The sequence below is a fragment of the Allobosea sp. P2_B12 genome, assembly GCF_056404835.1.
This window is the reverse complement of the sequence record NZ_JBFUDG010000007.1, coordinates 26,130-50,771: the sequence shown is the minus strand read 5'-3', so window position 1 is coordinate 50,771 and position 24,642 is coordinate 26,130. Positions and strand designations below refer to the sequence as shown.

General features: G+C 66.5%; 22 protein-coding genes. 9 read left to right on the top strand and 13 right to left on the bottom strand.

Features of this window, described 5'->3' with window-relative positions; genetic code table 11:
* Positions 1-5: 5 nt before the first annotated feature.
* Positions 6-1,250: a flavin-dependent oxidoreductase gene (locus AC1DYU_RS17525; RefSeq protein ID WP_476792745.1), complete on the bottom strand. Its 1,245-nt coding sequence runs from the start codon at positions 1,248-1,250 to the stop codon at positions 6-8.
* 194 nt (positions 1,251-1,444) lie between these two features.
* Here AC1DYU_RS17525 and AC1DYU_RS17520 point away from each other — a divergent pair, with 194 nt between their 5' ends.
* From AC1DYU_RS17520 to AC1DYU_RS17510, 3 genes are all read left to right on the top strand, one after another.
* The gene (locus tag AC1DYU_RS17520) at positions 1,445-1,813 is read left to right on the top strand and encodes an HU family DNA-binding protein (RefSeq protein ID WP_476792744.1); all 369 of its coding nucleotides are present in this window, start codon (positions 1,445-1,447) and stop codon (positions 1,811-1,813) included.
* Positions 1,814-1,924: 111 nt separating this feature from the next.
* Positions 1,925-3,100, top strand: a complete 1,176-nt coding sequence (locus AC1DYU_RS17515) for a vWA domain-containing protein (protein ID WP_476792743.1) — start codon at positions 1,925-1,927, stop codon at positions 3,098-3,100.
* 32 nt (positions 3,101-3,132) lie between these two features.
* The gene (locus tag AC1DYU_RS17510) at positions 3,133-3,735 is read left to right on the top strand and encodes a hypothetical protein (protein ID WP_158485546.1); all 603 of its coding nucleotides are present in this window, start codon (positions 3,133-3,135) and stop codon (positions 3,733-3,735) included.
* Positions 3,736-3,754: 19 nt separating this feature from the next.
* On the opposite strand, the gene AC1DYU_RS17505 is transcribed toward AC1DYU_RS17510, so the two are convergent.
* Positions 3,755-4,177 carry a universal stress protein gene (locus tag AC1DYU_RS17505; RefSeq protein ID WP_476792742.1) on the bottom strand — a complete coding sequence of 141 codons (423 nt, stop codon included), beginning with the start codon at positions 4,175-4,177 and terminating at the stop codon, positions 3,755-3,757.
* 235 nt (positions 4,178-4,412) lie between these two features.
* On the opposite strand from AC1DYU_RS17505, the gene AC1DYU_RS17500 reads away from it, so the two are divergent.
* Positions 4,413-5,651 carry an MFS transporter gene (locus AC1DYU_RS17500; protein WP_476792741.1) on the top strand — a complete coding sequence of 413 codons (1,239 nt, stop codon included), beginning with the start codon at positions 4,413-4,415 and terminating at the stop codon, positions 5,649-5,651.
* Positions 5,652-5,661: 10 nt separating this feature from the next.
* On the opposite strand, the gene AC1DYU_RS17495 is transcribed toward AC1DYU_RS17500, so the two are convergent.
* Positions 5,662-5,982: a 2Fe-2S iron-sulfur cluster-binding protein gene (locus AC1DYU_RS17495; protein WP_158485549.1), complete on the bottom strand. Its 321-nt coding sequence runs from the start codon at positions 5,980-5,982 to the stop codon at positions 5,662-5,664.
* A gap of 107 nt (positions 5,983-6,089) precedes the next feature.
* Entirely contained in the window at positions 6,090-6,428 is a 339-nt protein-coding gene (locus tag AC1DYU_RS17490) for an Hpt domain-containing protein (protein WP_476792740.1), read from the bottom strand.
* A gap of 268 nt (positions 6,429-6,696) precedes the next feature.
* On the opposite strand from AC1DYU_RS17490, the gene AC1DYU_RS17485 reads away from it, so the two are divergent.
* Complete coding sequence (locus tag AC1DYU_RS17485) at positions 6,697-12,303, top strand: apolipoprotein A-IV repeat region-like domain-containing protein (protein WP_476792739.1); 5,607 nt, start codon at positions 6,697-6,699, stop codon at positions 12,301-12,303.
* A gap of 83 nt (positions 12,304-12,386) precedes the next feature.
* On the opposite strand, the gene AC1DYU_RS17480 is transcribed toward AC1DYU_RS17485, so the two are convergent.
* From AC1DYU_RS17480 to AC1DYU_RS17460, 5 genes are all read right to left on the bottom strand, one after another.
* Positions 12,387-13,100, bottom strand: coding sequence for a DNA helicase (locus tag AC1DYU_RS17480; protein WP_476792904.1), 714 nt, complete (start codon positions 13,098-13,100; stop codon positions 12,387-12,389).
* Positions 13,101-13,310: 210 nt separating this feature from the next.
* A complete protein-coding gene (locus AC1DYU_RS17475) occupies positions 13,311-13,919 on the bottom strand; it encodes an ABC-type transport auxiliary lipoprotein family protein (protein WP_476792738.1) in 609 nt (202 codons plus the stop codon).
* 4 nt (positions 13,920-13,923) lie between these two features.
* Entirely contained in the window at positions 13,924-15,066 is a 1,143-nt protein-coding gene (locus AC1DYU_RS17470; protein ID WP_158485995.1) for an MlaD family protein, read from the bottom strand.
* Between the two features lie 3 nt (positions 15,067-15,069).
* Entirely contained in the window at positions 15,070-15,792 is a 723-nt protein-coding gene (locus AC1DYU_RS17465; RefSeq protein WP_476792903.1) for an ABC transporter ATP-binding protein, read from the bottom strand.
* A gap of 151 nt (positions 15,793-15,943) precedes the next feature.
* The gene (locus tag AC1DYU_RS17460; protein WP_476792737.1) at positions 15,944-17,089 is read right to left on the bottom strand and encodes an ABC transporter permease; all 1,146 of its coding nucleotides are present in this window, start codon (positions 17,087-17,089) and stop codon (positions 15,944-15,946) included.
* 311 nt (positions 17,090-17,400) lie between these two features.
* On the opposite strand from AC1DYU_RS17460, the gene AC1DYU_RS17455 reads away from it, so the two are divergent.
* Entirely contained in the window at positions 17,401-18,342 is a 942-nt protein-coding gene (locus tag AC1DYU_RS17455; RefSeq protein WP_476792736.1) for a hypothetical protein, read from the top strand.
* A 3-nt stretch (positions 18,343-18,345) separates the two neighbouring features.
* On the opposite strand, the gene AC1DYU_RS17450 is transcribed toward AC1DYU_RS17455, so the two are convergent.
* The 4 genes from AC1DYU_RS17450 to AC1DYU_RS17435 form a co-directional block, all read right to left on the bottom strand.
* On the bottom strand, positions 18,346-19,734 hold the full coding sequence (locus AC1DYU_RS17450; protein WP_476792735.1) for an FAD-binding oxidoreductase: 1,389 nt from the start codon (positions 19,732-19,734) through the stop codon (positions 18,346-18,348).
* A gap of 1 nt (position 19,735) precedes the next feature.
* Positions 19,736-20,620 carry an ABC transporter permease gene (locus tag AC1DYU_RS17445; RefSeq protein ID WP_476792734.1) on the bottom strand — a complete coding sequence of 295 codons (885 nt, stop codon included), beginning with the start codon at positions 20,618-20,620 and terminating at the stop codon, positions 19,736-19,738.
* Positions 20,617-21,432 carry an ABC transporter ATP-binding protein gene (locus tag AC1DYU_RS17440; RefSeq protein WP_476792733.1) on the bottom strand — a complete coding sequence of 272 codons (816 nt, stop codon included), beginning with the start codon at positions 21,430-21,432 and terminating at the stop codon, positions 20,617-20,619. The genes AC1DYU_RS17445 and AC1DYU_RS17440 overlap by 4 nt, the downstream gene beginning before the upstream one ends.
* A gap of 168 nt (positions 21,433-21,600) precedes the next feature.
* Positions 21,601-22,623: an ABC transporter substrate-binding protein gene (locus tag AC1DYU_RS17435; RefSeq protein ID WP_476792732.1), complete on the bottom strand. Its 1,023-nt coding sequence runs from the start codon at positions 22,621-22,623 to the stop codon at positions 21,601-21,603.
* A 101-nt stretch (positions 22,624-22,724) separates the two neighbouring features.
* Between AC1DYU_RS17435 and AC1DYU_RS17430 the strand changes: the two genes are divergently transcribed.
* From AC1DYU_RS17430 to AC1DYU_RS17420, 3 genes are all read left to right on the top strand, one after another.
* Complete coding sequence (locus AC1DYU_RS17430; protein ID WP_476792731.1) at positions 22,725-22,931, top strand: hypothetical protein; 207 nt, start codon at positions 22,725-22,727, stop codon at positions 22,929-22,931.
* A 1-nt stretch (position 22,932) separates the two neighbouring features.
* Positions 22,933-23,733: a creatininase family protein gene (locus AC1DYU_RS17425; protein ID WP_158485986.1), complete on the top strand. Its 801-nt coding sequence runs from the start codon at positions 22,933-22,935 to the stop codon at positions 23,731-23,733.
* Between the two features lie 144 nt (positions 23,734-23,877).
* On the top strand, positions 23,878-24,642 hold the full coding sequence (locus AC1DYU_RS17420) for an MBL fold metallo-hydrolase (protein ID WP_158485985.1): 765 nt from the start codon (positions 23,878-23,880) through the stop codon (positions 24,640-24,642).

Here is a 24,642-nt window from a genome sequence, read left to right as displayed (position 1 = left end):
CCCCCCTAGCCGCGCCTGGCGAGCTGCTCCTGGGAAAAGCCCGCCTTGCCGGCATAGGACTTCACGATCGCCTCGCGTCGGGCATAGCTCAACACGCGCTCGACATCGTCGAAGCCGTTGGGCGCCAGTTGCTCGACGGCATCGATGACGCGCTCGGGGCCGCCATTCCGGTTCAGAGCGACGATCTCGGCCGTCGCCGGCAGGCGCTGCGCCTCATAGGCCGCAAGCGCCTGGCGCGGATGCTCGGCCCGCACCAGCAGGTCGGCGAGGCAGCGGGCATCGAGGATCGCCTGCGAGGCGCCGTTCGAGCCGACCGGGTACATCGGATGGGCGGCGTCGCCGAGCAGCGTGACGCGGCCATGGGTCCAGCGCGGCAGCGGGTCACGGTCGCACATCGGGTAGTCCCAGAAGCCCGGGCTCGCCTGGATCAGCGCGAGGATGTCGACGCCGGGCACAGTGAAGCGCCGGGCGAAGGGCAGCACGTCCTCGAGCCGGCCCGGCTTCGACCAGGCCTCCTTCGGCGGCGGCTTGGCGGGGTCGCCGGTGCGGATGTTGACGACCCAGTTGGTCAGCCGCGTCTGCGGGCCCGATCCCGGCCCGATCGGATAAAGCACCAGCTTGCCGGCCATGCCGCCAGCGATGATCATGCTCTCGCCATCGAGAAAGGCCGGCCAGTCGCAGGCGCCGCGCCACATCTGCACGCCATTCCAGCGCGGTGGACCCTGATTGGGGAAATAATGCGCGCGCACCGTGGAGTGAATGCCGTCGGCACCAATCAGGATGTCGGCACGGGCGGTCTCGCCGGCCTCGCCGCGTCGGGAATCGGCGAAATGGGCGGTGACACCGCCCTCGTCCTGCATGAAGCCCTGCAACCTGCGGCCAGTGCACAGCGCCCCCTCGCCAAGCCGCGCAACGACCGCGTCCCGGATCACGCCCTGCAGACGACCGCGATGGATCGAGAACTGCGGCGCGGCCAAGCCCGCATGCAGGCCTCGCAGCTCGCTCCAGACGGTCTGGCCGAAGCGGTTCATGTAGATGAGTTCGCGCGTCCGGATCGCGACCGCGTCGAGCGCCGGCAGCAGACCGAGATCGGCCAACTCGCGAATCGCATGGGGCAGCGTGTTGATGCCGACGCCGACCTCCCGGATCTCTCCGGACTGCTCGTAGACGGTCGCCTCGATCCCGCGCGCATGCAGCATGAGAGCAAGCGTCAGGCCGCCGATCCCGCCGCCGACGATGATGACCTTCATGCCGATCCCCCAAGGCCAAACTTATTATTTCAAGCTTGAAATAATTGGGTCCATTTTGTCAATTGGGCCGCGAGACGCTATCAAAAGGTTGCATCTTGCTGCCATCTCGCGGGAACGAACGCGATTTCTGTGCGTATCTTGCCCTGCGGGCATCGCCTTTCGACGGCGGTCATGGCAACTGCCGCAGTCGCGCCATGCGATTTGCGGCAGTGGTGCTTTGTAAGACCACTCTGCCGCGGACAACCGGCCCAACGCGTGTCGCCCCACAACACTCTCCCAAGGAGGATCTCATGACCAAGAACGAACTGATCGCCGCCATCGCGGACGAGACCGGCAAGTCGAAGACCGACGTCTCCGCCATCCTGGTTTCGCTCGGCACGATCGTCGCCAAGACGCTGAAGTCGGGCGACGACATCACGCTCGGCGGCGTCGGCAAGCTCTCGGCCGCCAAGCGCGAGGCTCGCGAGGCCCGCAATCCCTCGACCGGCGCCACGATCAAGGTTCCGGCCAAGACCGTCGTCAAGTTCAAGGTGACCAAGGATCTCGCCGACGCCGTGGCGTGATCGTCATCCGCCGTCATCCCCGGCCGCGACATGCGGGCGGGGATGACGGCGGGCTCACATCTTGACCGCCGCACGGCTTGACCGCGGCGTGTTCCGCCGCACAGTAGTGCGATGTTCCTGCGCCTGTTCACCGATCTGCGGGCCGCCAAAATTCCCGTCACGTTGCGGGAGTATCTGGCGCTGCTCGAAGGCGTCGAGGCCGACCTGGCCGAGCACCGGGTCGATGAGTTCTACTATCTCGCGCGCACCTGTCTGGTGAAGGACGAGCGCCATCTCGACCGTTTCGACCAGGTCTTCGCCCAGGTCTTCAAGGGCATGGAGACGCTCGGCGAGAGCGTCGAGCCGACACGCATTCCCGATGAATGGCTGCGCAAGCTCGCCGAGAAATATCTCACCGACGAAGAGAAGGCCCAGATCGAGGCACTCGGCTGGGACAAGCTGTTCGAGACGCTAAAAGCTCGGCTGGATAAGCAGAAGGGCCGCCACCAGGGCGGCTCGAAATGGATCGGCACCGCCGGCACCTCGCCCTATGGCGCCTATGGCTACAATCCCGAGGGCGTGCGCATCGGCCAGGACAAGAATCGCAATTTCCGCGCGGTGAAAGTCTGGGACAAGCGCGAGTTCAAGGATTTCGACGACACGCGCGAACTCGGCGTGCGCAATCTGCGCATAGCGCTGCGGCGCCTGCGTAAATTCGCCCGCACCGGCGCTGCCGAGGAACTCGACCTCGATTCAACGATCAGCGAGACGGCCAGGCACGGCTATCTCGACGTCAAGCTGCGGCCCGAGCGGCGCAACGCGGTCAAGGTGCTGCTCTTCCTCGATGTCGGCGGCTCGATGGACTGGCATGTCGAGCTGGCCGAGGAGCTGTTCTCGGCGGCACGGGCCGAGTTCAAGCATTTCGAGCATTTCTACTTCCACAATTGCCCGTATGAGAAGGTCTGGCGCGAGAACCGGCGCCGCCACGACCAGGCCATCCCGACCTGGGACGTGCTGCGGACCTACCCGGCCGATTATCGCGTCGTCTTCGTCGGGGACGCCTCGATGAGCCCCTATGAAATCGCGATGCCGGGCGGCTCGGTGGAGCACTGGAACGAGGAGGCCGGAGCGGTCTGGATGGAGCGATTGACCGGACGCTTCCAGAAGTCGGTCTGGCTCAACCCGATCCAGCAGAACCTCTGGAGCTACACCCAGTCGATCCGCCAGATCGGCGGGCTGATGAGCGGGCGGATGTTTCCGTTGACGCTCGATGGACTGGATGGCGCGATGAAGGTGTTGGCGCGCTGACAAGCATCACGAGAGCCGCTATGGCTCCCCGCATGCAGCCCATTTCTGACGACGACACCCCTCACCCGTCTTGGCGCCAGCGCCCGAGGCCGGTCGGCTTCGAGATCGCCTACACGCTCGATGGCGACATGCTCGAGATCGACACCACCCGCAAGGTCGACCGGGTCGCGCTGGCGGCGGTCGAGCAGGTGCGTTTCGTCTATGCCCCGAGCAATGTCAGCTCGAAGGGCTTCAAGACGCAGCTGCGCCTGAGCGACGGCAAGAGCATCACCTTCGGCAATTTGTCCTGGCGCTCGCTGACCGATATGGATCGCGACGACGCGCGCTACCACGCCTTCGTCTCGGCACTGGCCGCCGCGATCGCGAAGGCCAATCCGCGTGCCCGCTTCGTCGCCGGCAAGCCCTTCGCCTTCTGGCTCGCGCTCGCCCTCGTCAGCGCGCTGTCGCTGCTGATGCTCGTCTTTTTCACCGGCCGCGCTTTCTTGCTGGGCGCAAACACGACCGGCCTGCTCGGCCTGGTTCTGACGGCTGCGTCGTTCTGGCAGGTCCGTCCGATGGTGACGCTCAACCGGCCGCGCGAACTCGCCAGCGGCGAGGTGCCCGACGACCTGGTGCCGGGGCGCCTGCCCGCCTAGAGCCTCCTTGCGGAAACGCTCAGCGCACGACCAGCACCGAGCATTTCGCGCGCCGCACGATCGCCGAGGCATTCGAGCCGATGACATAGGCGAGCATGCCAGGCTCATGCGAGCCGATGACGATCAGGTCGGAGCCGCTGGCGTCGGCCTCGGCCAGCACCTCGCCATGGACCGAGCCGATCAGCACCTTGGCCGAAACCTGTTCAGTGGGCAGATCGATCTTGGCGGCGATGGCGGCGAGCTTGGCCTCGGCGTCCTCCTGCTGCTCGGCGTCGAAGTCCGCCGGCACGAACTCCATATAGGTGATCGGCACCAGCGAGCGCACATAGACCAGCCTGACGGCTCCGCCCGAGGTTTTTGCAAAGGACACGGCGGCGGTGATCGCGGGTTCCGCCATGTCGGGCTCGGCGATATCGACGGGAACCAGAATCGACTTGTACATGATGTCCTCCCTGCTGCGTTGTCGTCACATCCTATCGCTTGCCTGTTCAGCTGCGATGATCCAGCGCAAAGAAATGCTGGTCCGCGCGCCATCATAGACCGGATCCGATGCATATGCGCCGTGCGACCCAGGCCGCTATCCAGCTGCAGCCGGGCGTTCTAAGAAGGTCGTCGCATGTGCGGCTGCCGTGCGATGCAGCGGCCTGCCGGGTCGCGCCTCCTGCTGGGTCTCCCCGATGACCGACATCGCTCCCGCCCCGCGCGGCCTCGCCGCGCTGCTGCGATCCCCGACCGCCTTCTTGATGGTGCTGGCCTTCATCAACTGGCTCGGCTTTGCGAGCTGGACCGCGCTGCTCAACAATTTTGCCAAGGAGGCGGCGGGCTTCAGCGGCTCCGATATCGGCATCCTGCAATCGGTGCGGGAGATCCCCGGCTTCCTCGCCTTCACCGCCATCATCCTGTTCTGGATCATGCGCGAGCAGATCCTGGCCTATCTCAGCCTGGTGACGCTCGGCATCGGCGTCGCCATCACGGGGTTCTATCCCACGCTCGGCGGGCTTCTGCTGACGACCACGGTGATGTCGCTCGGCTTCCACTATTATGAGACAGCCCAGCAGTCGCTGCAGCTCCAGCTCCTGCCGAAGGCGCAGGCGCCGCGCCTGCTCGGCCGGATCGCAGGCGCGTCGGCCACCGCGCAGCTTCTCGCCTTCGGTGCGATTGCCGTGATCTGGCGCGTTTTCCAGCCCGGATACATCATCGTCTTCGTTGCGGCCGGGAGCCTCGTCGTCGTGCTCTCGCTCATCGCCTGGATGGCGTTTCCACGCTTCCAGGGTGCGGTGCCGCAGAACAAGGGCTTCGTGCTGCGCAAGCGCTATTGGCTGTATTACGCCCTGACCTTCATGTCGGGCGCCCGCCGGCAGATCTTCATGGCCTTCGGCGGCTTCCTGCTGGTCGAGCGCTTCGGCTACGACGTCTCGGCAACGGCGATGCTGCTGCTCGCGACCTACGGCATCAACACCTTCATGGGGCCGATGCTCGGCAACCTCGTCGGACGGATCGGCGAGCGCGCGACGATCCAGATCGAGAATGTCTCGCTGATCCTGGTCTTCGTCGGCTATGCGCTGGCCAGCCACGGGCATTTCGCCGGCTGGGGCGTCTTCGTCGCCGGAGCGCTGTTCATCGTCGATGGTGTATTTTTCACGCTGACGCTGGCACAGCGGACCTATTTCCAGAAGATCGCCGACCCGGCCGATATCGCGCCGACCTCGGCAGTCGCCTTCACGATCAACCACATCGCGGCGGTGGTCCTGCCGGTGACGTTCGGGCTGATCTGGCTGCGCGACCCGGCGATCGTCTTCTATATCGGCTCTGCCGTGGCGACGGTCTCGCTGTCGCTGGCCTTCCTCGTTCCGCGCCATCCGGCCCCCGGGAGCGAGACGGTGATAGCGCGGGTGATCCCGGCTGCTGCCGAATAGGCCGGCTTGCTCAGCCCTGCCGCGTAGGCGTGCGCACGATGAGCCCGTCGAGTTCGTCGCGGACCTTGATCTGACAGGAGAGCCGCGAGGTCGGCTTCACCTCGAAAGCAAAGTCGAGCATGTCTTCTTCCATCGATTCAGGCGCACCGGTCTTGGCGGTCCAGGCGTCATCGACATAGACATGGCAGGTGGCGCAGGCGCAGGCGCCGCCGCATTCCGCCTCGATGCCCGGCACGCCGTTGCGGATGGCGACTTCCATCACCGTCGATCCGGTCTCGCCCTCGACGGTCCGGCTCTCGCCCCGAGCATCGATGAAGGTGATCTTCGGCATCCTGGACTCCAGCGGGCAGACGATTGCGCGCCCCGCCTTAGAGCATTTCCAACCGTGGGGGAAAGGACTTTCCGCCGCACCCGCCGGCGCGGATCGGGGGCGTGCCCTTATGCGGCGGCGTCGTAGCGCGCGATGACCGCCCGGACCTCCGCCGCGGCGAGCGCGAGCGTATCCATGGCGGCTTCGGTCCGGCGCGGGTCGGTTTCAGCGAGATGGCGCTCGATGGCGTCGGCCGCGTCGGCCACCTGCCAGGCACCGATCGCGCGCGCCGCGCCCTTCAGCGTGTGGGCCGCGTCCATGCGGGTCCTGGTGTCGTCACCGCTGTGGATGGTGCGCAGATGACGGACGCATTGCTGGGCGAAGAGGGCCAGCAGTTCCCGCTCGAGCTCCTGGTCGCCGCCGGTCTGGAGGGCGAGATGGTCGAGATCGATGGCAGTTTGGGGCATTTGTAGCTCGAAAACGATGGATGGGCAGGCGTCGTGGAAGAGGTTTCCCAGCCCTCATCAAGCGCCATCATGGTGAATGAGGCGTTAACGACGTTTGTGAATCGGCGGCTTAAACGGGTTCCCAAGGCTTAGAGCGTCCACTACCCTTCCAATTGGTAAATGATGGGCGCAGTGTTTCTCCCCTTGCCAGGACCAGAGGCGGTCTCTGCGCGAGTGCGGTGAACATGATTACGGCTCCTGTCCCAGTAGCGTGACGAGGCGGCACAGCATGAATCGGCAAAAGAAGCTCCAGGATCCGACCGAGGCCGCCATGTCCGCGATCGAGGAGGCCCTCCGGCTGGACCAGCCGAAGTCCGAGGGCGACACCGATCCGGGGCCTGAGCCGAAGCTGCCGGCCACCACCGAGAACGATCTCAAGCTCGAACTGCCGCGTGTCGAACCGGCCGCGCCGCAAGCTTCCGCATCGGCCCCGCAGGCTCCGCCGCGGCCGGCGATCGCGCCCGATACGAGCCGCGTCGCCAATGACGACCGGCGCGATTCGAGTTCGCTCGTCCAGGCCTTCTCCGTGCGGCCCTCCTCCAAGCCCTACTGGTTCGCAGCGCTCGCCTCGCTCGCCTGGCTCGGCGGCGCCGCCTTCGTTCTGTTCAACCGCTTCGGTTCGCTCGACACCGGTCTGTTGGAGCGTTTCGGCGCCTTCGGCGTCGGCGAATGGACCATCCTCGCGTTGTCCGTCGGCGCGCCGATCGTGTTCTTCTTCGTGCTGGCGGCGCTCTATCGCCGTACGCAGGAGATGCGCCTCGTTGCCCGGGCGATGACGGAAGTCGCCCTGCGACTGGCCGAGCCAGAAGTCGTCGGCGCCGATTCGGTGCTGTCGCTGAGCCAGACCATCCGCCGCGAAGTCGCGGCGATGGGCGACGGCATCGAGCGCGCCGTGGCGCGCGCCGGCGAACTGGAGACGATCGTGCGCGGCGAGATCGCCACGCTCGAACGCGCCTATGCCGATAACGAGATCCGGCTGCGTTCGCTGATCGACGAGTTGGTGACGCAGCGCGAAGCTGTCGTCGGCAACGCCGAGCGCGTGAAGTTCGCGATCAGTGGCGCGCATGAGAGCCTTTCGAAGGATCTCGACAACGCCAGCCGCACCATCGCGGATGCTGTCGCCCAGGCTGGCGACCGGGTCACCGGCTCGCTCGGCGAAAAGGGCGACCAGATCACCCTGGCGCTCGGACGTGCCGGCGAGCGCATGATCGACGAGATCAGCGGTCGCGGCGGCGAACTGGTCGAACGCCTGCAGGTCACGTCCGGCGAGGTCAGCGAGCGGCTCGCGGGCGCCAGCGACAGCCTGTCGACCCTGCTCGACGGCCGCGCCCGCGAAATCGCGGCGTCGCTCGAGCGCACCGGCGCCGTACTGACGGAAGGCCTCGCAACGGGAGCGCAGAACGTGACCCGCGCGATCAGCGAGACCGGCTCGCAGGTCGCCGATACGCTTGCCGCCCGCGTCGAGACCGTGAACGAGACCCTGCGCGCCACCGGCGAGACGCTGGCGCAGGACATTTCCGCGCGCGGCACAGAGGCCGCGGAGCGTTTCGAGACCAGCAGCCGCAGCATGGTCGCCCTGATCGAGAACCAGAGCGAGGCCCTGAGGGCGCGCCTGACCGAGACCGGCGAGAGCCTGCGCAGCTCGCTCGCCGACGAGGGCGACAGCGTCACCACCCGCCTCGCCGAGGTCGGACGTGGCGTCAACGGCCTGCTCACCCGCCAGAACGAGATGATCGCCTCGCGCCTTCTCGAAGTGGGCGAGAGCGTCAACAGCCTGATCGGCACCCAGAGCGATGCGCTGGTGACGCGCCTCAACGACACGGCTCGCACGGTCGACGACGTGCTGCGTGAGCGCAGCGATGCGATCATCCTGCGCGTCGACGAAGCCGGCCAGTCGCTCGGCGAGACCGTCGGTCGGCATGGCGCGACGCTGGCGACCCGCGTCACCGAGGTGACCGAGGGCCTGCAGACCGTGCTCGACGAGCGCGGCGGCAAGCTCGTCACCCGACTGTCGGAAACCGGCGAGACCGTCCAGGCGATGCTCGGCGAGCAGGCCGACAGCCTGGTCTCGCGCGTTTCCGGCACGGGGTCGGATGTTGCCAAGCTGCTTGCGGATCAAAGCGAGGCGCTCGCCTCGCGTGTGTCGGGCACGGGCACCGATGTCGCGCAGCTGCTCGCCGACCAGAGCGAGACGCTCGTCTCGCGCGTGTCGGGTACCGGCGCCGATGTCGCAAAGCTTCTCGAAGGCCAGAGCGAGACCCTGATCTCGCGCGTATCGGGCACTGGCGCCGAGGTCGCGAAGCTTCTCGAAGACCAGAGCGATACGCTCGTGCTGCGGCTCGGCCGGGCCGGCGAGCAGGTTCATGGCCTGATCGGCGCGCAAAGCGATGCGCTGACGTCGAGCCTGTCCGAGACCGGGTCGAGGGTCGGCGCGCTGCTCGACGAGCAGGCAGCCGCCCTAACCGTCAAGCTTTCCCAGGCCGGGCTCGAGATGAAGGACCTCCTCGGCAGTGAGAGCCAAGCCCTGGTCAGCCGCGTGGCCGATGTCGGGCGCTCGGTCCATGGCGTGCTGGCGGAGCGCAGCGGCGCCCTGATCACCCGGCTGGCCGAGACCGGCGAAAGCCTCGACCAGCGGCTCGACGAGCGTGGCGCTTCGCTGGCAGCCCGCCTCAGGGACGCCACCGAAACCGCGCAGGCGGCGCTGGAACAGCAGCAGAGTGGCTTCCTGACGCGGCTCAGCGAAACCGGCGAGCAGGTCGGTACGCTGCTCGGCGACCAGCGCGAGGCGATGCTGCGCGACCTCGTCAGCACCGGGCGCGAGGTTCATACGCTGCTCGGCGAGCAGAGCGAGGATCTGGCGCGCCGGATGAGCGACGCCACCCGCGCCTTGACGGAGACCATCAATGTCGACGGCCGCGATGTCGCCGATCGCGTCGCGCAGGCGACGCAGGGGCTGCGCGAGACCTTCACCATCCATGCCGAGGAGGCGCGCACGCTGCTCGCCGGCACCGGCAAGGAGATCGTGCTGGCACTGACGCAGCAGGGCGGACGCGTCAACGAGGCGCTGTCGGCTAATGCCGAATCGATGCTGCGCTCGGTCGAAGGCCGAGCCCAGGCGCTGACGGAAGCGCTCGCCGGCCGTCACGACGCGCTGAACCGGCTCTTCGACGAGCAGGGTCGCGAAATCGAGACCACGATGGGCGAACGGCTCAGCGCCTTCGCGGAGCTGTTCGAGAACCAGGGCCGGCATGTCGAAACTGCTCTCGGCTCGCGCCTGGCGGCCTTCGAGGACGTCATCATTCACAAGGGCGGCGACCTGACGAACAGGCTGTCCGACGATACGCAGGCCCTGACCGCCGCAGTGACGACCGGGATCGCCCAGGTCGAGAAGCTGATTGGCGATGACGGCATGGCGCTGGCGGACCGGGTCGGCGCGCGTGCGACCGAAGCGGCGGGGATCCTCGCCGACCGGACGCGCGAAGCCACCGATGCGATGGAGAGCCAGATCAAGCTGTTCGAGGAGCGTTCGGGCGCCAAGAGCGCCGAGATCGCCACCTCGCTCGACAGCCTGATCGCCCGGATCGACGGCAGCCTCGGCGCACGCGCCACCGCGCTGAACGAGGCGCTGGTCGAGCGCACGGTCGATATCGCCCGGGTGCTGGCCGAGGGCGGCCGCGAGGTCACCCGCGCCCTGGCCGCCAAGGCCGACGAGATCGGCGAGGTCGTGACCTCCAAGAGCGAATCGCTTACCCGCACGCTCAGCGACAAGGCCGACACGATCAACGCCACGCTCGGCGGGCGGGCGCTCCAGATCGCCGATACGCTCGACCGCAGCGTCGCGCGCTTCGAGGAGCGTGTGGTCAACCGGCTCGACACGGTCTCGGGCACGCTCGACACGCGCGGCCAGGAGATCGCCGACACGCTGCAGAACCGCTCCGAGGCGATTTCGGCTTCGCTCGGCGAGCGCGCCGAGGAGCTGCGCATCCTGTTCGAGGACAAGGGCGGCGGCATGGTCACGGCGCTGGGCCAGCGCGGCGAGGCGATCGCCAACGAGGTCGCGACCGTGGGCGAAACCGTCGTGCGGGCGATCGAAAGCCGCGGTTCGTCGATCATCGAGGGGCTGCGCGAGCGCGGCGCCGCGATCACGACGGCGCTCGACACCTCGTCGAACGGCCTGCGCGAGACGCTGGAGCACGGCACCCGGCAGTCGGTCGATGCTCTGGTCAACACCAACGAGCAGCTTCGCAGCGAGCTGGGCGGCATGCTCGGCCGCCTGGGCGAGGCCAACAAGCTGATGCAGCAGATCGTCAACGGCGCGAACAAGAACCTCGCCGCCGTCGAGGGCGGATTGTCCGCCCGTGTCGGCGACCTGCAGAGCGTGATCGCCACCGTGATGGACGAGACCGGCAAGGCTTCGGAGCAGATCGCGGCTCAGGTCGCGGAGCTGAAGACGTTCTCGGAAGGCACGCTGCGCGAGACCACCGCGCTCGTCGGCCAGCTCGACGACAAGGGCGCTTCGCTGGGCGAAGTCACCCAGGCCAGCACGGCCGCGTTGCATGCCGTCGCGACCCGTCTGGAGCAGGTCGAGGCCCGCGTCGGCAAGGCTCTCGCCGAGCGCAAGGATTCGCTCGAGGAGTTGCACGGCCTCATCGCCAACCGGACCGACGACGTCGAGTCGATCACCCGCTCCTTTGCGGCGCTGATGGACGAGTCGCTGAGCACCGCGGAGGCGCGGGCCCGCCAGATCGGCAGCGTGCTGAGCGATTCCGCCGAGGCCACGACGACGGCGATCTCGGAGCAGTTCGAACTGATCCGCAGCACGACCGGCAAGGAACGCGATCGTACCGCCCAGGCCTTGCGCCAGGCTTACGAGCAGGTCTCCAGCGAAGTCGGCAGCGAGCTCGCCAAGGTCACGGAACGCTTCCAGGGCGCGGCGCAGGACATGCGCGGCGTCGCCGCCGAGATCCAGCACGAGCTGGAGGAGACCCGGGCGGAGCTGAAGCGCGGCGTGCTCGACCTGCCGCGCGAGACGCAGGAATCGACCTCGGCCATGCGCCGCGTCGTCGCCGAGCAGATCAAGGCGCTGAACGAGCTGACCGAGATCGTCACCCGCTCGGGCCGCCGCAGCGACGTCGCGCTGCCCGTCGATACCGGCCAGAGCCGTCGCTCGGCCGCGAGCGCCCAGCCCCGGCCGGAGCCGGCCTATACGACCACCACCGTGACGCAGGCGCGCCTGCCCGCCGCCGAGCCGATGGCGCTGCGGCCTTCGCTTGACGCAACGCCGGAGCCGGCCGCCCCGGCACCTCGCGCAGAGGTACCTCCCGCTCCGGCGCCGCGCTCCGCCCCCCCCCCGGCGGCGCCCGTGCAGGAACTTCCGCGCCGCCAGCCCGCGCCGGAGACCCCGCCGCCGGCGAAGGTCGGCTGGCTGTCGGACCTGCTCAACCGGGCCTCGCGCGAGGACAAGGCTCCGGAGGCCCCCAAGCCGACGGCGCATTCGATCGAGCGACTCGACTCGCTCTCGGTCGACATCGCCCGGATGATCGACCATGATGCGGCCGTCGAATTGTGGGACCGCTACAAGCGCGGCGAGCGCAACGTCTTCACGCGCCGCCTCTACACGCTGCAGGGCCAGCAGACCTTCGACGAGATCCGGCGGAAGTACCGCCGCGACGCGGAGTTCAAGGAAACAGTCGATCGCTATATCGACGAGTTCGAGCGCCTGCTGGCCGAAGCCGCCAAGGACGACCGCGACTCGATGGTCGCCAAGACCTACCTGACCTCGGAGACCGGCAAGGTGTATACGATGCTGGCTCATGCGAGCGGACGCTTCGAGTAGAGGCAAGCTGATCCGCACGACGAAAAAGGCCGCCCGCAAGGGCGGCCTTCTTGTTGACGGGAACCGAAATGGCGGGGAGCCGCTCAGGCCGCTGACTGGAAGCGAAGCTCGCCCTTGCTGACGAAGCAGGCCTTGTCGAACAGCGTGAGATCAAGCGGATTGGGCAGGCGCACATCCGTCATGTCCGGAAACGGCTTGCCGGAGCCCTCATAGCTGCGATCGACCTGGGAGATAAAAACCAGGATGAGTCCGCGCTCTCTCGCGAAAACCTTCAGAACCCGCATCTGGAGAGCCAGTTCCGGCTTGTCGCGTCGCTGGTCGAGCAGTTGTAGATAGTCGATGACAACGAGGGTGCCGCGTGCGGCGCCGGTCAACCTGCCGACAATGTAATCGGCGCTGATCGCATCCGAACAGTCGAGTGCAAACAATCCCGCGAAGGCGCCCTGCCCCGCTCCAATCGCACCCAGGCGTTCGGCCAGTTGCGGCTCGGTGTATTCAAGCGAGAACAACACGCAACGATTGCCGCGCTTCATCGCCTCGACCGCGAAAGCAAGGCTCAGCAATGTCTTACCCTGCCCAGGGCGCCCGGCGACGATCATCAGATCACCCGGAGCCAGACGAGCGAACACCATGCTCGCGGTCATCGCCTCCGGCTGCCTGGCCATCAGCAGGCTCCAGCTACGATAGCCCTCCTCCATGGCGACGCGATCGAGGGCTGCATGCAGCGGAACCTCTTCCTTGCGCCGGAGAAGCTTGGCCCTGCGTTTCAGATGATGGATTGGTAGCGGCGACTTCATGTCCAAACCTCCTATTGCGAGCAGGCGGCGCAATCCCTCCTCATGCGTGATGCTCGAACAGACGGTCGGATCATCGGAAAGCCCTGTACGCATCGTACTTCCCCGATCGGAGGGGGGCGGCTCGGGCCGAGCCGGAATCAGACGCTAGTTTGATTCGCGATGAAGCGGAACCGCGCTTGCGGACCTGCTGCATCGGCTGCCGCTATCGTCTCACCGCGCCCAGCGCACGATCTCGATCAGCACCTGCGACAGGGCACGGTCGAGCGCCTGCGTGGCGCCTGGGCCATCGACGGCACCGGCCGGCACGCGGGCGGAGAACAGCCGGGCGCGCCGGATGTCGCCGGTGCGGTCGCCGACCAGCTTGGCGGTGATCTCGACCACGGCCGCGCCGCTGGCAGCGTCGATGTTGAAGCTGCGGATATCGGTGATCAGTTGCACTTCCGGCGTGATGCGATCACCCGGACGCGCCACCGAGCCCAGCCTGCTGCCGTTCTCGAAAGTCTGGATCAGCCGGATCTGCACCAGCTTGGGCACCCGGTCGGCCCATTGGGCGCCGCCGAGGAAGGAGAGCGCGCCGGTCGAATCCTTGACGATGACCCGGTCGGAATCGAGGGCCTGAACCGTCGTGGGCTCAGCCACGACGAGCGTCGCGCGCGAGCCACCGAGGCGGCCGAAGTCGCGCGGGGCGGAGAGATCGTAGGTGGTCGGCGCGCTACCGCCGCCACAACCGGCCAGCAGCACGCTGGCGGCGAACGCCAGGGCGATGGTGACGGGCTTGCGGAAAAGGGCTGGCGGCGCGGGCGGGGCCTTGATCGTCATCGGACTAGCGGGATCCACCATATTGAGGAAGCGGGGGCTTGCCGCCGAAGATGAACTGCTGCGGGTTGCGTTCCAAACTCCGCAGCGTGCGGTTTAGGTCCGTCAGCGTGCGGCGACCGTCGCTTGCCAGCGTTTCGATGTCGCGCAGCCCCGGCCCGGTGAAGCGGCTGATGCCGGCGGTGATCTCCGCGGTGCGCTTGTCGAGATTGTCGGCGAGCACGCGGATCGACTTGGCGGCGTCGCTGACCTCGGAGAAGGCGCTGCGGCCATTCTCGCCGGCTGCCGTGTTGAGGAAGGCCTGCGCGCTCTTCAGCACGCCCTCGACCTGGTCGGCGGCCTTGTTGAGCTTCTCGGTGATCGAGGCGACGTCCTTGACCGCCTTGCCGACATCGCCGCTGGAGCCGCCCAGCGCCGCGGTGAATTTGTCGACGTTGTCGACGATCGACGAGACCTTCTTCTGGTCGACCGATCGGACGATCTGCGTCAGTTCCTCGCTGAGGACGCCGAGCTTCTGCGACAGCGGCGCGATGGTCTCAGCGATCGTGCCGAAGCTCTGCATCAGCTTGTCGACGCCGTCGGAGTTGTTGCCGAGCGCCGCCGAGAACCTCTCGACGTTGCGGACCGTGTTGCTGATCGGGCCGGCATTGTCCTTCACCAGCCCCTCGACGCTGCCGAGCACGTCCTCGGCGCGCTTGGCGATGGTGCGAACCGTCTCGAGGATGTCCTGGAACTCGGAGCGCTCGGCAATGATCGTCGGCAGTGCCTGGCCGGGTTTCGCTTCCAGCACGGGTGAGTTGGGGTCGCCGCCGAGAAGCTGCACGGCAACGACGCCGGCGAGACCCTGCGACTCGATGCGGGCGCGGGTATCGATGCGCAGCGGCGTCGAGCGATCGACCTGGACCACTGCGTAGATGCGGCGCGGATCGTCGGGCTGGAGTTCGATTCGCGTGACTTCGCCGACGCGCAGGCCGTTGAACAGCACGCTGGAGCCGCGCCCCAGCCCCGTCACCGTGCCGCTGAAGATGATCCGCACATCGGCCCGCTTGCCCGCGCCACCGCTGTTGAACCAGTAGACGAAGCCAAACAGCGCAGCCAGAACGGCGAGCGTGAACAGTCCGACCAGCGCATAATTTGCCCGCGATTCCATGGTCTAGACTGTATTTTCCCGTTGCTCGGGCGGCAGGCGGGCTTGCGCCCGCTCGCCGCCGAAATAAGCTTTGAGCCATGGATGGTCGGATGCCAGCATCGTGGCCAGCGGCCCGACCGCGATGACCCGCTTGTCCGCCAGCGCCCCGATTCGGTCGCAGGCGGAATAGAGGCTGTCCAGATCGTGGGTTACCATGAACACGGTCAGCCCCAAAGTCTGCTTCAGCGTCACGATCAATTCGTCGAACTCGGCCGCGCCGATCGGGTCGAGCCCCGAGGTCGGCTCGTCCAGGAAGACGATCTCAGGATCGAGCGCGAGCGCGCGGGCGAGTGCCGCGCGCTTGATCATGCCGCCCGAAAGCTCGGAGGGCGTCTTGTCGGCTGCGTCGGGTTTAAGCCCCACGAGATCGAGCTTTACCATCGCCATCTCGTCGAGCAGGCCCGGCGAGAGCTTGAGATATTCGCGCATCGGCACCTGGATGTTCTGCTTCACGGTCAGCGCCGAAAACAGCGCGCCCTGCTGGAACATGACGCCGAAACGCCGCTCCAGCGTACGACGCTGTTCCGGGTTCAGCGTATCAACATCCTCGCCGAAGACCTCGATCGTGCCGCGTGACTTCTGCACCAGCCCCAGGATCGTGCGTGTCAGCACCGACTTGCCCTGCCCGGAGCCGCCGACGAAACCGAGAATCTCGCCGCGCATCACGTCGAGGTCCAGCCCGTCCATGATGACCTTGTCGCCGAACGCGACCTTCAGGTCGCGCACGCGGATGACGACTTCGCCCTCGGCAGGGCCAGGAATGTCAGACGGTTCAGCACCGTGGTGCGCCGGTCGTGCCTCTTGAATCCCCTGCTCGCTCATCTCCAGGATACGATCCTCAGAATTCGATGGATGCGAAGAACATCGCAAACAGGCCGTCGACGACGATGACCATGAAGATAGCCTTCACCACCGAGGCGGTGACCTGGCGCCCGAGCGACTCAGCCGAACCCTTCACGGCCAAGCCCTCGATCGAGGCGATCAGCCCGATCACGAAGGCCATGAACGGCGCTTTTATGAGGCCGACGGCAAAGTGCTTCCAGGTAATGACCGACTGCAATCGCGCCAGGAAGGTGTCGATGCCGATATTGCCGTAGAGCCACGAGACCAGCGCGGCACCCGTGAGCCCCGACATCGACGAGATGAAGGTCAAGATCGGCAGCGAGATCACCAGCGCGAGGATGCGCGGCACGACCAGGACCTCGATGGGGTCGAGCCCCATGACCCGCAGTGCGTCGATCTCCTCGCGCATCTTCATCGAGCCGATCTCAGCGGTGAAGGCCGAACCGGACCGGCCCGCGATCATGATCGAGGTTAGAAGCACGCCGAGCTCGCGCAGGATCAGGATGCCGGTCAGGTTCACCACGAAGACGGTGGCGCCGAACTGCTGCAACTGGAAGATGCCCTGCTGCGCGACGATGCAGCCGACCAGGAACGAGATCAGCATGATGATCGGCGCGCCGTTGAAGGCGATCATCTCGATCTGATTGACCAGGGAAGGTCCGCGAAACTTGCGGGGGCCGAGCACGACGCCGGCCGAGCCGACGACCACCTCGCCCAGGAACATCGCGCCGCCGACTATGTCGCGCCCGAAGCGGACCACGGCCTTGCCGATATTCACGAGAACGTCGACGACCCGAAACTGGTGGTCAGTCGGCGACACGTAATGGTCATGCACGCCGACCTCGGCCAGCAGGACGCCGTGCTCGGGCCGCTTGCTGACGATCTCGACGGCGGCGCCACCGGTCTCCTGCTGATGCTTGATTCGATTGAGGACATAGGCGCCCAGCGTATCGAGCCGGACCACGGCCGACAGGTCGAGCCGTGCGCGCGAGGCCTTCCCGACGCGCTGCGCGATTTCGCTGGCAAGGCTTTCGATGCGAGGCGCACGATCGGCGCTCCAGGAGCCGGCGAGCACCACGGCCAGCGTGCCGGCGTCGTCGCGGAAGACGGCTTGCGGTTCGGCGGAATCAGGGCTCGCCATGGCTCTGCGTGATGTCCCTCGCCCGCGCTCGACGGTCTTGCATCAACCCGCGGCGCCTGTGGCAGGCGCCGGCTTGCCCCTTGAGCTTGTATCGCCGTCCGGGTTTGGCTTGGCAAGGGCATGGATGCCACAGCCAGCCGCTCATGCGGGCAGCCTGGCGCGCGTCCGGAACGGCCGCGCGCCAGGCCCCCTGCGTCGCCGAGAATTCAGCCTCGGGAACAGTTCGTTAAGCAATCCGGTGGCAGGCTTTTCAACGGTGCATCACGACTGACGGAACGCGATTCGGCCAGTCTTTCAAGAACAGGTTGGTCATGAGCGAAGCGCGGTCACTGACACCGCTGAGCGAAACGGACTACGAGGCGATCGAAACCGCGGTCATGGAAACGGCCCGCGGCCGCTGGTTCATGGCCGAATTCGCCAAGCGCAACCGGCAAGCCGACACGATGCAGCTTCTGAGCGCGATCGGCCGGATCGAGCGCGTGGTCGGGATCGGTCAGCCGGAGCCGACAGCAGAACCCGATATCAGCGAAGCGGCAGCCCTCATCGCCGATCTGCGCATCGACCTGGAGCGGATCAGCGGCAAGGCCGAGGAGCGCGCTTCGGGCCTGGCGGCCCGGATCGCGACGGCGGCGGGCAGCATCATCCAGGCCACCGAGAGCATGCAGGAGGCCGCCTGGAGTCTGCGCGAAGCCGGCGCCAATGAGGCGCTCTGCGACATGCTCGACCAGCGCACCGCGGAGATATCCGCGGCGACCGTGATCGTGGACGGCACCGTCCAGCAGATCGACAAGATCGCCGACACCATCGCGATGCTCGACAGCAGCCTGCGCGCCGTCGTCGGCCTGTCTCCGGGCGCCATGACAACGGCCGAGCCCTTCACCCCTCCCGCGCACCCGGCCCTGGATCTCAAGCTGAACAAGGCCGCGGCCCTGAACAGCTATGACGACATCGAGATCGTCGAGATCGAGGACCACGCAGCGCCCAATTTCGTGGGCAAGCGTCCGGCGATGACTATGGGAGGCATGGCGCCACGGATCGGCTCGATTCAGCCGCTCGACGACGACGTCGTCTTCAGCGACCCGGCTGATCAGACAGTCGCCATTCTGGAACAATCCTCTCCGGTCGCTGCTTTCCAGCAGCGTATCGCCGACCAGCTGCCCGCGCTGACGGCCTCGCCTGCCTCGGGTTCGGAGGCCGGCCTGCGCGAACTCGATGCGCTGCCGGCCGACAAGAAGCTCGCCTATTTCGCCTGATCGCTAGGCCGCGGGATCGGCGATAAAGCTGGTCATCTTGCCCGGATTGAGCAGGCCGCGCGGATCGACGTCGCGCTTGAAGCCGAGCTGGTCCGCGTCCGCCCGCTTGTGCCGGCTGCCCTCCTCCAGCGAGACGACATGGGGGTTGGCGATGAAGACGCCCGCCGCCTCGTGCTGGGCCATGATCTCGTTCAGGCGTTCCGGCGTCGAATAGCGCAGGATCGGCAGCGCGCTTGCCGTCACCCGCCCACCGAAGCGGATGAACTCGTGATGCGGCAGGAGCTCGTCGCCGAAGGCCGCAATGGTCTCGCGCGCGCTCTCTACGAGACGGTCATGCGGGAACAGGCACTGCAGATAGGTAATCGAGCGATCGCTCTTGAGCCATTGCAGCGTGGTGTGGTTCCAGGTGTATTCGTAGAGCGGGACGGTGCCCGGCCCTTCCTCGGACGGCGCCTCGTAGGTGACCGTGCCGCGCTTGCCGACGATCGCCTTGAACGGGCCGAGCGAACCCTCGGCGATCATGCAGATCAGGATGCTCTTGCCCTCGGGACAATACGGCTTCAGCGCACCGAAGCAGGGCGTGATCTCGGACGCGATGGGCGTGATGAGTTTCTTGACGATGCCGTCGGCCAGCGCGAGCTCGTAGCCCGCCTGGAAGGCTTCCATGTAATCGTCGAAGGCGACGATGACGTCGATCCAGGGCCAGGCCGGCGCCAGCGGCATTTCGAGCGCGGTGATGATGCCCGTGGTGCCATAGGCGCGGTTGACCTTCTGGGCGGCGTCATCGCGCAGTTCGATGATGCGCGGCTCTTCTTCCAGCGTGACGATGCGCGCCGCGAGGATGTTGCCTGGTTCGCGCAAACCGCCATAGGTCACCGAACCGATGCCGCCGGAGCCGCCGGCGACGAAACCGCCGACCGTCGCGCTGCGCTTGGTCGAGGGGTGCATGCGCTGCTCGTAGCCCGAATCGCGCATCGCGATGTCGACGTCGAGCATGCGGGAGCCGGCAGCCGTGCGGACCACGCCGGCCTTCTGCCATTCGATACCGGTCAGGCCGGTGATGTCGAGCAGCACGCCGCCTTGGAGCGGCACCGCCTGGCCGTAATTGCCGGTGCCGGCGGCGCGGACAGTCAGCGGGATGCGACGCTTGGCGCAGGCGGCCGCGATGCGGATCACCTCGGCCTCGTCGCGCGGCGCCGCGATGATGTCGGCCGACTTGTCGGCGAGAAGCTGGTTCAGGATCGGCGAGTACCAGAAGAAGTCGCGCGAGCGCTTGCGGACGACCTGTGCCTCGTCGATCAGCGCGATGCCGTCGAGATCTTCCTTCAGCGCCGCAATGTTATAGCGCGAGGGTTGCACCGGCTTGGGCTTGCGTTCGGACACGGCGCTCATCTCAATTCTCCCGCTTCAGGGCGCTTTCGTGCCAGCGCCGCAACAGCAGATGCGAAATCCAGCTCGTGACCAGGAAGATCGCGATTCCGGACAGGGATATCATCAGCAACGCGGCGAAGACACGCGGGATCTTGAGCTGGTAGCCCGCCTCCAGAATGCGATAGGCCAGCCCCGAGGCGCTGCCGCCGGTGCCGGCGACGAATTCCGCGACGACCGCGCCGATCAGCGCCAGACCGCCCGAGATTTTCAGCCCCGCCAGAAAATAGGGCAAGGCGGCGGGCAGTTTGAGATGGCGCATGGTCTGCCAGCGGGTCGCGCCATAGAGTTGGAACAGGTTGACCAGGTTGTGGTCGGCCGAGTTCAGCCCGAGGATGGTGTTGGACAGGATCGGGAAGAAAGCGACGATCCAGGCGCAGATCAGCAGCGCCAGATTGATGTCGCCGGCCCAGATGATGATCAGCGGTGCGATCGCGACGATCGGCGTGACCTGCAGGATCACCGCATAGGGCAGAAGCGACATTTCCAGCCATTTCGACTGGGTGAAGAGCACCGCCAGCGTCACCCCGACGATCACCGCCGCCGCCAGCGCCATGAAGGTGATGCGCAGCGTGATCCAGAGCGAGCCCGAGAGCGTGCCCCAGTCTGCGACCAGCGTCTGGCCGATCAGCAAGGGCCCCGGCAGGATATAGGACGGAATCCCGTTCCAGCGGACAGCGAGTTCCCACAGGCCCAGCGTGACGACGCCAATCGCGATCGGCGCGAGAATCCGTGGCCAAGCGCTGGCGGGCAGGCCGAGGATGCGCGGCTCGGTGGCAAAGACGGGCCGCGCCTCGGAATCGGTACCGTCATGCGCTGCGGCGGGAGCATCGATCGAAGGGACGCTCATGAGCCGATCGCCTCCTTCAGCTTGCCGGAGACGACGCGGCAAAGATGGGCGTATTCGGGCGAGGTCCTGAACAGCTCGTCGCGCGGATAGGGCGCATCGACATCGAGATCGGCCATCACCCGTCCGGGGCGTGCCGCCATCACAACGATCCGCCTGGAGAGATAGACCGACTCGAAGACCGAATGGGTGACGAAGACGGCGGTGAACTTCTCCTTCCACCAGAGTTCGAGGAGGTCGTCATTGAGGCGGTGGCGGGTGATCTCGTCGAGTGCGGCGAAAGGCTCGTCCATCAGCAGAATCTTGGGCCGCAACACCAGCCCGCGCGCGATCGAGACGCGCATCTTCATGCCGCCGGAGAGTTCGCGCGGATAGGCGTTCTCGAAGCCGGCGAGCCCCACCAGCGCCAGCATGGTGGCAGCGCGCTCGCGGGCCTCAGCCTTGCGGACGCCCTTCAGCGTCAGCGGCATCATCACATTGGCGAGCGCGCTCGCCCAGGGCATCAGCGTCGGGTCCTGGAAGACGAAGCCGAGATCGCGCTGCGGCTCGCCTGCAGCGTCATGAGTGGTCGTCGGCCATTCGATCGTCCCGCTGGAGGGCGCACCGAGGCCGGCAATCATCCGCAGCAGCGTCGATTTCCCGCAGCCGGAGGGGCCGAGCAGGCTGACGAACTCGCCCGCGCCGAGGCTCAGATTGACGTCGCGGACGGCGAGCGTGCCGTTGCCGAACTGCTTGGAGACATGGCGCACGCAGACCAGGGGCTTCTGGCCCTCGGGGCGGACGGCATGGGGTGTGCTCAGAGAGGCCGTGTCCAAAGCCTGATGATCCGTTGATTGGCGCCCAGCTTCGTCATTCCGGGGCAAGCCAGAGGCTTGAACCCGGAACCCACGACTGGGCTAGCGTTGGCAATTGTACCCGAAAGGCCTCACCCGGTCGTGGGTTCCGGGTTCAGCGCTGCGCGCTGCCCCGGAATGACAGGCCACTCAAGCCTTCCCCACGCCCTTGTTGACGAACTCCAGGCTGTAGGCCTTCTTCAGGTCAATACCGGCCGGGAAGACGCCCGCCTCCGTCATCGTCTTGTAGAACGAGCCCCAGCGCGCATCGGTCATGGCGCCGATGCCCAGCGTCAGCGCGTCGCCCGAGAGCACGATGCCCTTCTCGTTCATGACCTTGACCGCGTAGTCGATCTTCTCCTGATCCATGTCGGGGTTGTCCTTCAGGATCTGGGCGTTGGCAGCGGCGACGGCCGGTCCGCCCTTCATGTACTCCGCCCAGCCTTCGAGCGAGGCCGTGACGAAGCGCTGCACGACATCCTTCTTCTCCGCGACCATCTTCTGCGAAATGTTGATCGTGGTGTTGTAGTTCTCGAAGCCGGCATCGGCGATGAGATGGACGACCGGCGTAACGCCGCCCTGCTTCATGATCGCGAAGGGCTCGGACGAGAGGAAGCCCTGCTGCGAGATCGTCTTGTCGGCCAGGAACGGGGCCATGTTGAAGGTGTAGGGCCTGATCTGCTCGTCGGTGTAGCCGAACTTTGCCTTCAGGAACGGCCAGTAGCTGTTGCGGCCGGCGGCGCCGACGAGGATCGGCTTGCCCTTGAGCGCGGCGAGCGAATCGTTGCCGACGCCCGGGTGCGAGATGATGACCTGCGGGTCCTTCTGGAAGATCGAGGCGATGCAGAGGAAGGGGATGTTCTCCTGCGCGTAGCGGATCGCCTCGAAGGAGTTCGACATGATCATGTCGACGCGGCCGCCGAGCAGGAGCTGCGAGGGATTCTGCTGCGGGCCGCCCGGCCTGATCTCGGCGTCGATGCCGTACTTCTTGTAGATGCCGTTGGCGGCGGCGAGGTAGAAGCCGCCATGCTCAGCCTGGGCGCGCCAGTTGGTCTGGTAGGAGACCTTGTCGAGGGTCTGGGCGCTGACGCGCGCGCCGGGGACGGCCACGAGAGCCGAGCCGCCAATCAGGCCGAGCGCTCCACGGCGCGTCAGGCGATACTTCATCATCATGCTACAACCTCCCGAACAGCGGCGCTGGCGAAGCTCCAAGTGAGCAACATATATGCCATGCGACGATCGCCGTCGTGAACCAGACGGCCCCGAGAATGCGCATGGAGCGCGCATTCTGCCTTTTTGTTGAGCACAAATCACGCAAATCTCGATTCTCGGTGCGGTTGCTGGAGCGGTGGTTCCCGGATTACGTCACCTCGACGGAACGGATCGGGCGGGCCATGCTGGCGCTGGTCCGGGACGGGGCCCCCTCGCGCATTCTCGAATGCGCCGAGATCAACCGGGTGGCAGGTGGAGACAAAGGCTGAGATGAGCGCGCGCTTTTGGGGCGATCTGAAGACCACCGACTTCGCCGGGCTCAAGGCGGAGAGCACCATTGCGGTGCTGCCTCTGGCCGCGATCGAGCAGCATGGCCCGCATCTGCCTGTTTCCGTCGATACGACGATCATGAACGCGATGCTGGCGGAGGCGATGCCCCTCGTGCCGGCAGGGCTCGACGTCCTCGTGTTGCCGACCCAGGCAATCTGCAAGTCGAACGAACATCTCCACTCGCCGGGGACGCTGACCCTCTCCTGGGAAAGCGCGACACAAGGCTGGATCGAGATCGGCGAGAGCGTGAAGCGCGCCGGCCTGCGCAAGCTCGTGATCCTGACCTCGCATGGCGGCAATATCGATCCGATGAAGGTCGTCGCGCGCGAACTGCGCGTGCGCCACGGCATGCTGGCGGTCACGACGGCTTGGCGCGCCTTCGGTCTGCCGCCCGGCCTCTATGCCGATTTCGACGCTAATCACGGCATCCATGCCGGCGACATCGAGACCTCGCTGATGCTGCATTTCCGGCCCGACCTCGTCGATATGAGCCAGGCGGGACGCTTCGAGCCGCGGACCGTCGAGATGGCGACGGAGGGCTACACCTGGTTGCGGCCGACGGGACTGCACGCCTTCGCCTGGATGGCGCAGGACGTTCACGGCTCAGGCGCCGCGGGCGACGCCAGCCTCGCCACGGCAGAGAAGGGCAAAATCACGGCCGCATTGCAGGCGAAAGGCTTCGTCGAATTGCTGGCGGATGTTGCACGGTTTCCGCTGGAGCGACTGCACAAGGCCGGGTGAGACCGCGGCAGCGCTCCTGAGGCGAAAGCAGGCACGCCACGAGCAGGGACGTCACGCCGGAGTGGCGTTGCCTTCACAAAATCGAACTGGCGCCAAGCCCCGCGATGGCGGAAGAGTCCCGCCCTCGCAACAGGGCCAGCGACCATGCAACTCCAGCTTCTCCGCAACGCCACGCTCAAGCTGCGTTATGCCGGCAGGACGATCCTGGTCGATCCCGATTTCGGGCCGCGGCACAGCCGGCCCTCCTTTACCGGTCGCTCGCCCAATCCGATGGTCGATCTGCCCGAGCCCATCGAGGCCATTCTGGCAGACGTCGACACCGTCATCGTCTCGCACCTGCATGCCGATCATTTCGACGAGGTCGGCAAGCAGCAGGTGCCCAAGCACCTGCCGCTGTTCTGCCAGCCGGGCAATGAACAGACGATCGCAGAAGCCGGCTTCCTCTCTGTCACTCCAGTGGGTTGCTTCGTGCGGCTCGGCTCAGCGATCCTGAAGCGCCATCCGGCCCAGCACGGCACCGGCGCGGTGGTCGGCAAGATGGGGCCGGTGATGGGCTTCAGCCTGGAAGCGCCGGGTGAGCCGACGCTCTACTGGTGCGGCGACAGCGTGCTTTATCCACCCCTGCTCGAAGCGCTGGCGGCAACCGATCCGGACGTGATCGTGAGCCATTCCTGCGGCGCGCTCTGGGACGACACGCTGATCGTGATGGACGCAGACCAGACGCTCGATCTCTGCGAGGCCGCGCCGCGCGCGACGGTCATCGCGGCACATATGGAAGCGCTCGACCATGCCAGCGTCAGCCGGGCCGCGCTCAGGCAAGCGGCGATCGCGCGCCGGATAGGCTCCAGCCGGCTGCTGATCCCGAAGGATGGCGAGACGATCGAGATCCGGGCGACCGTGCCGGCCTGA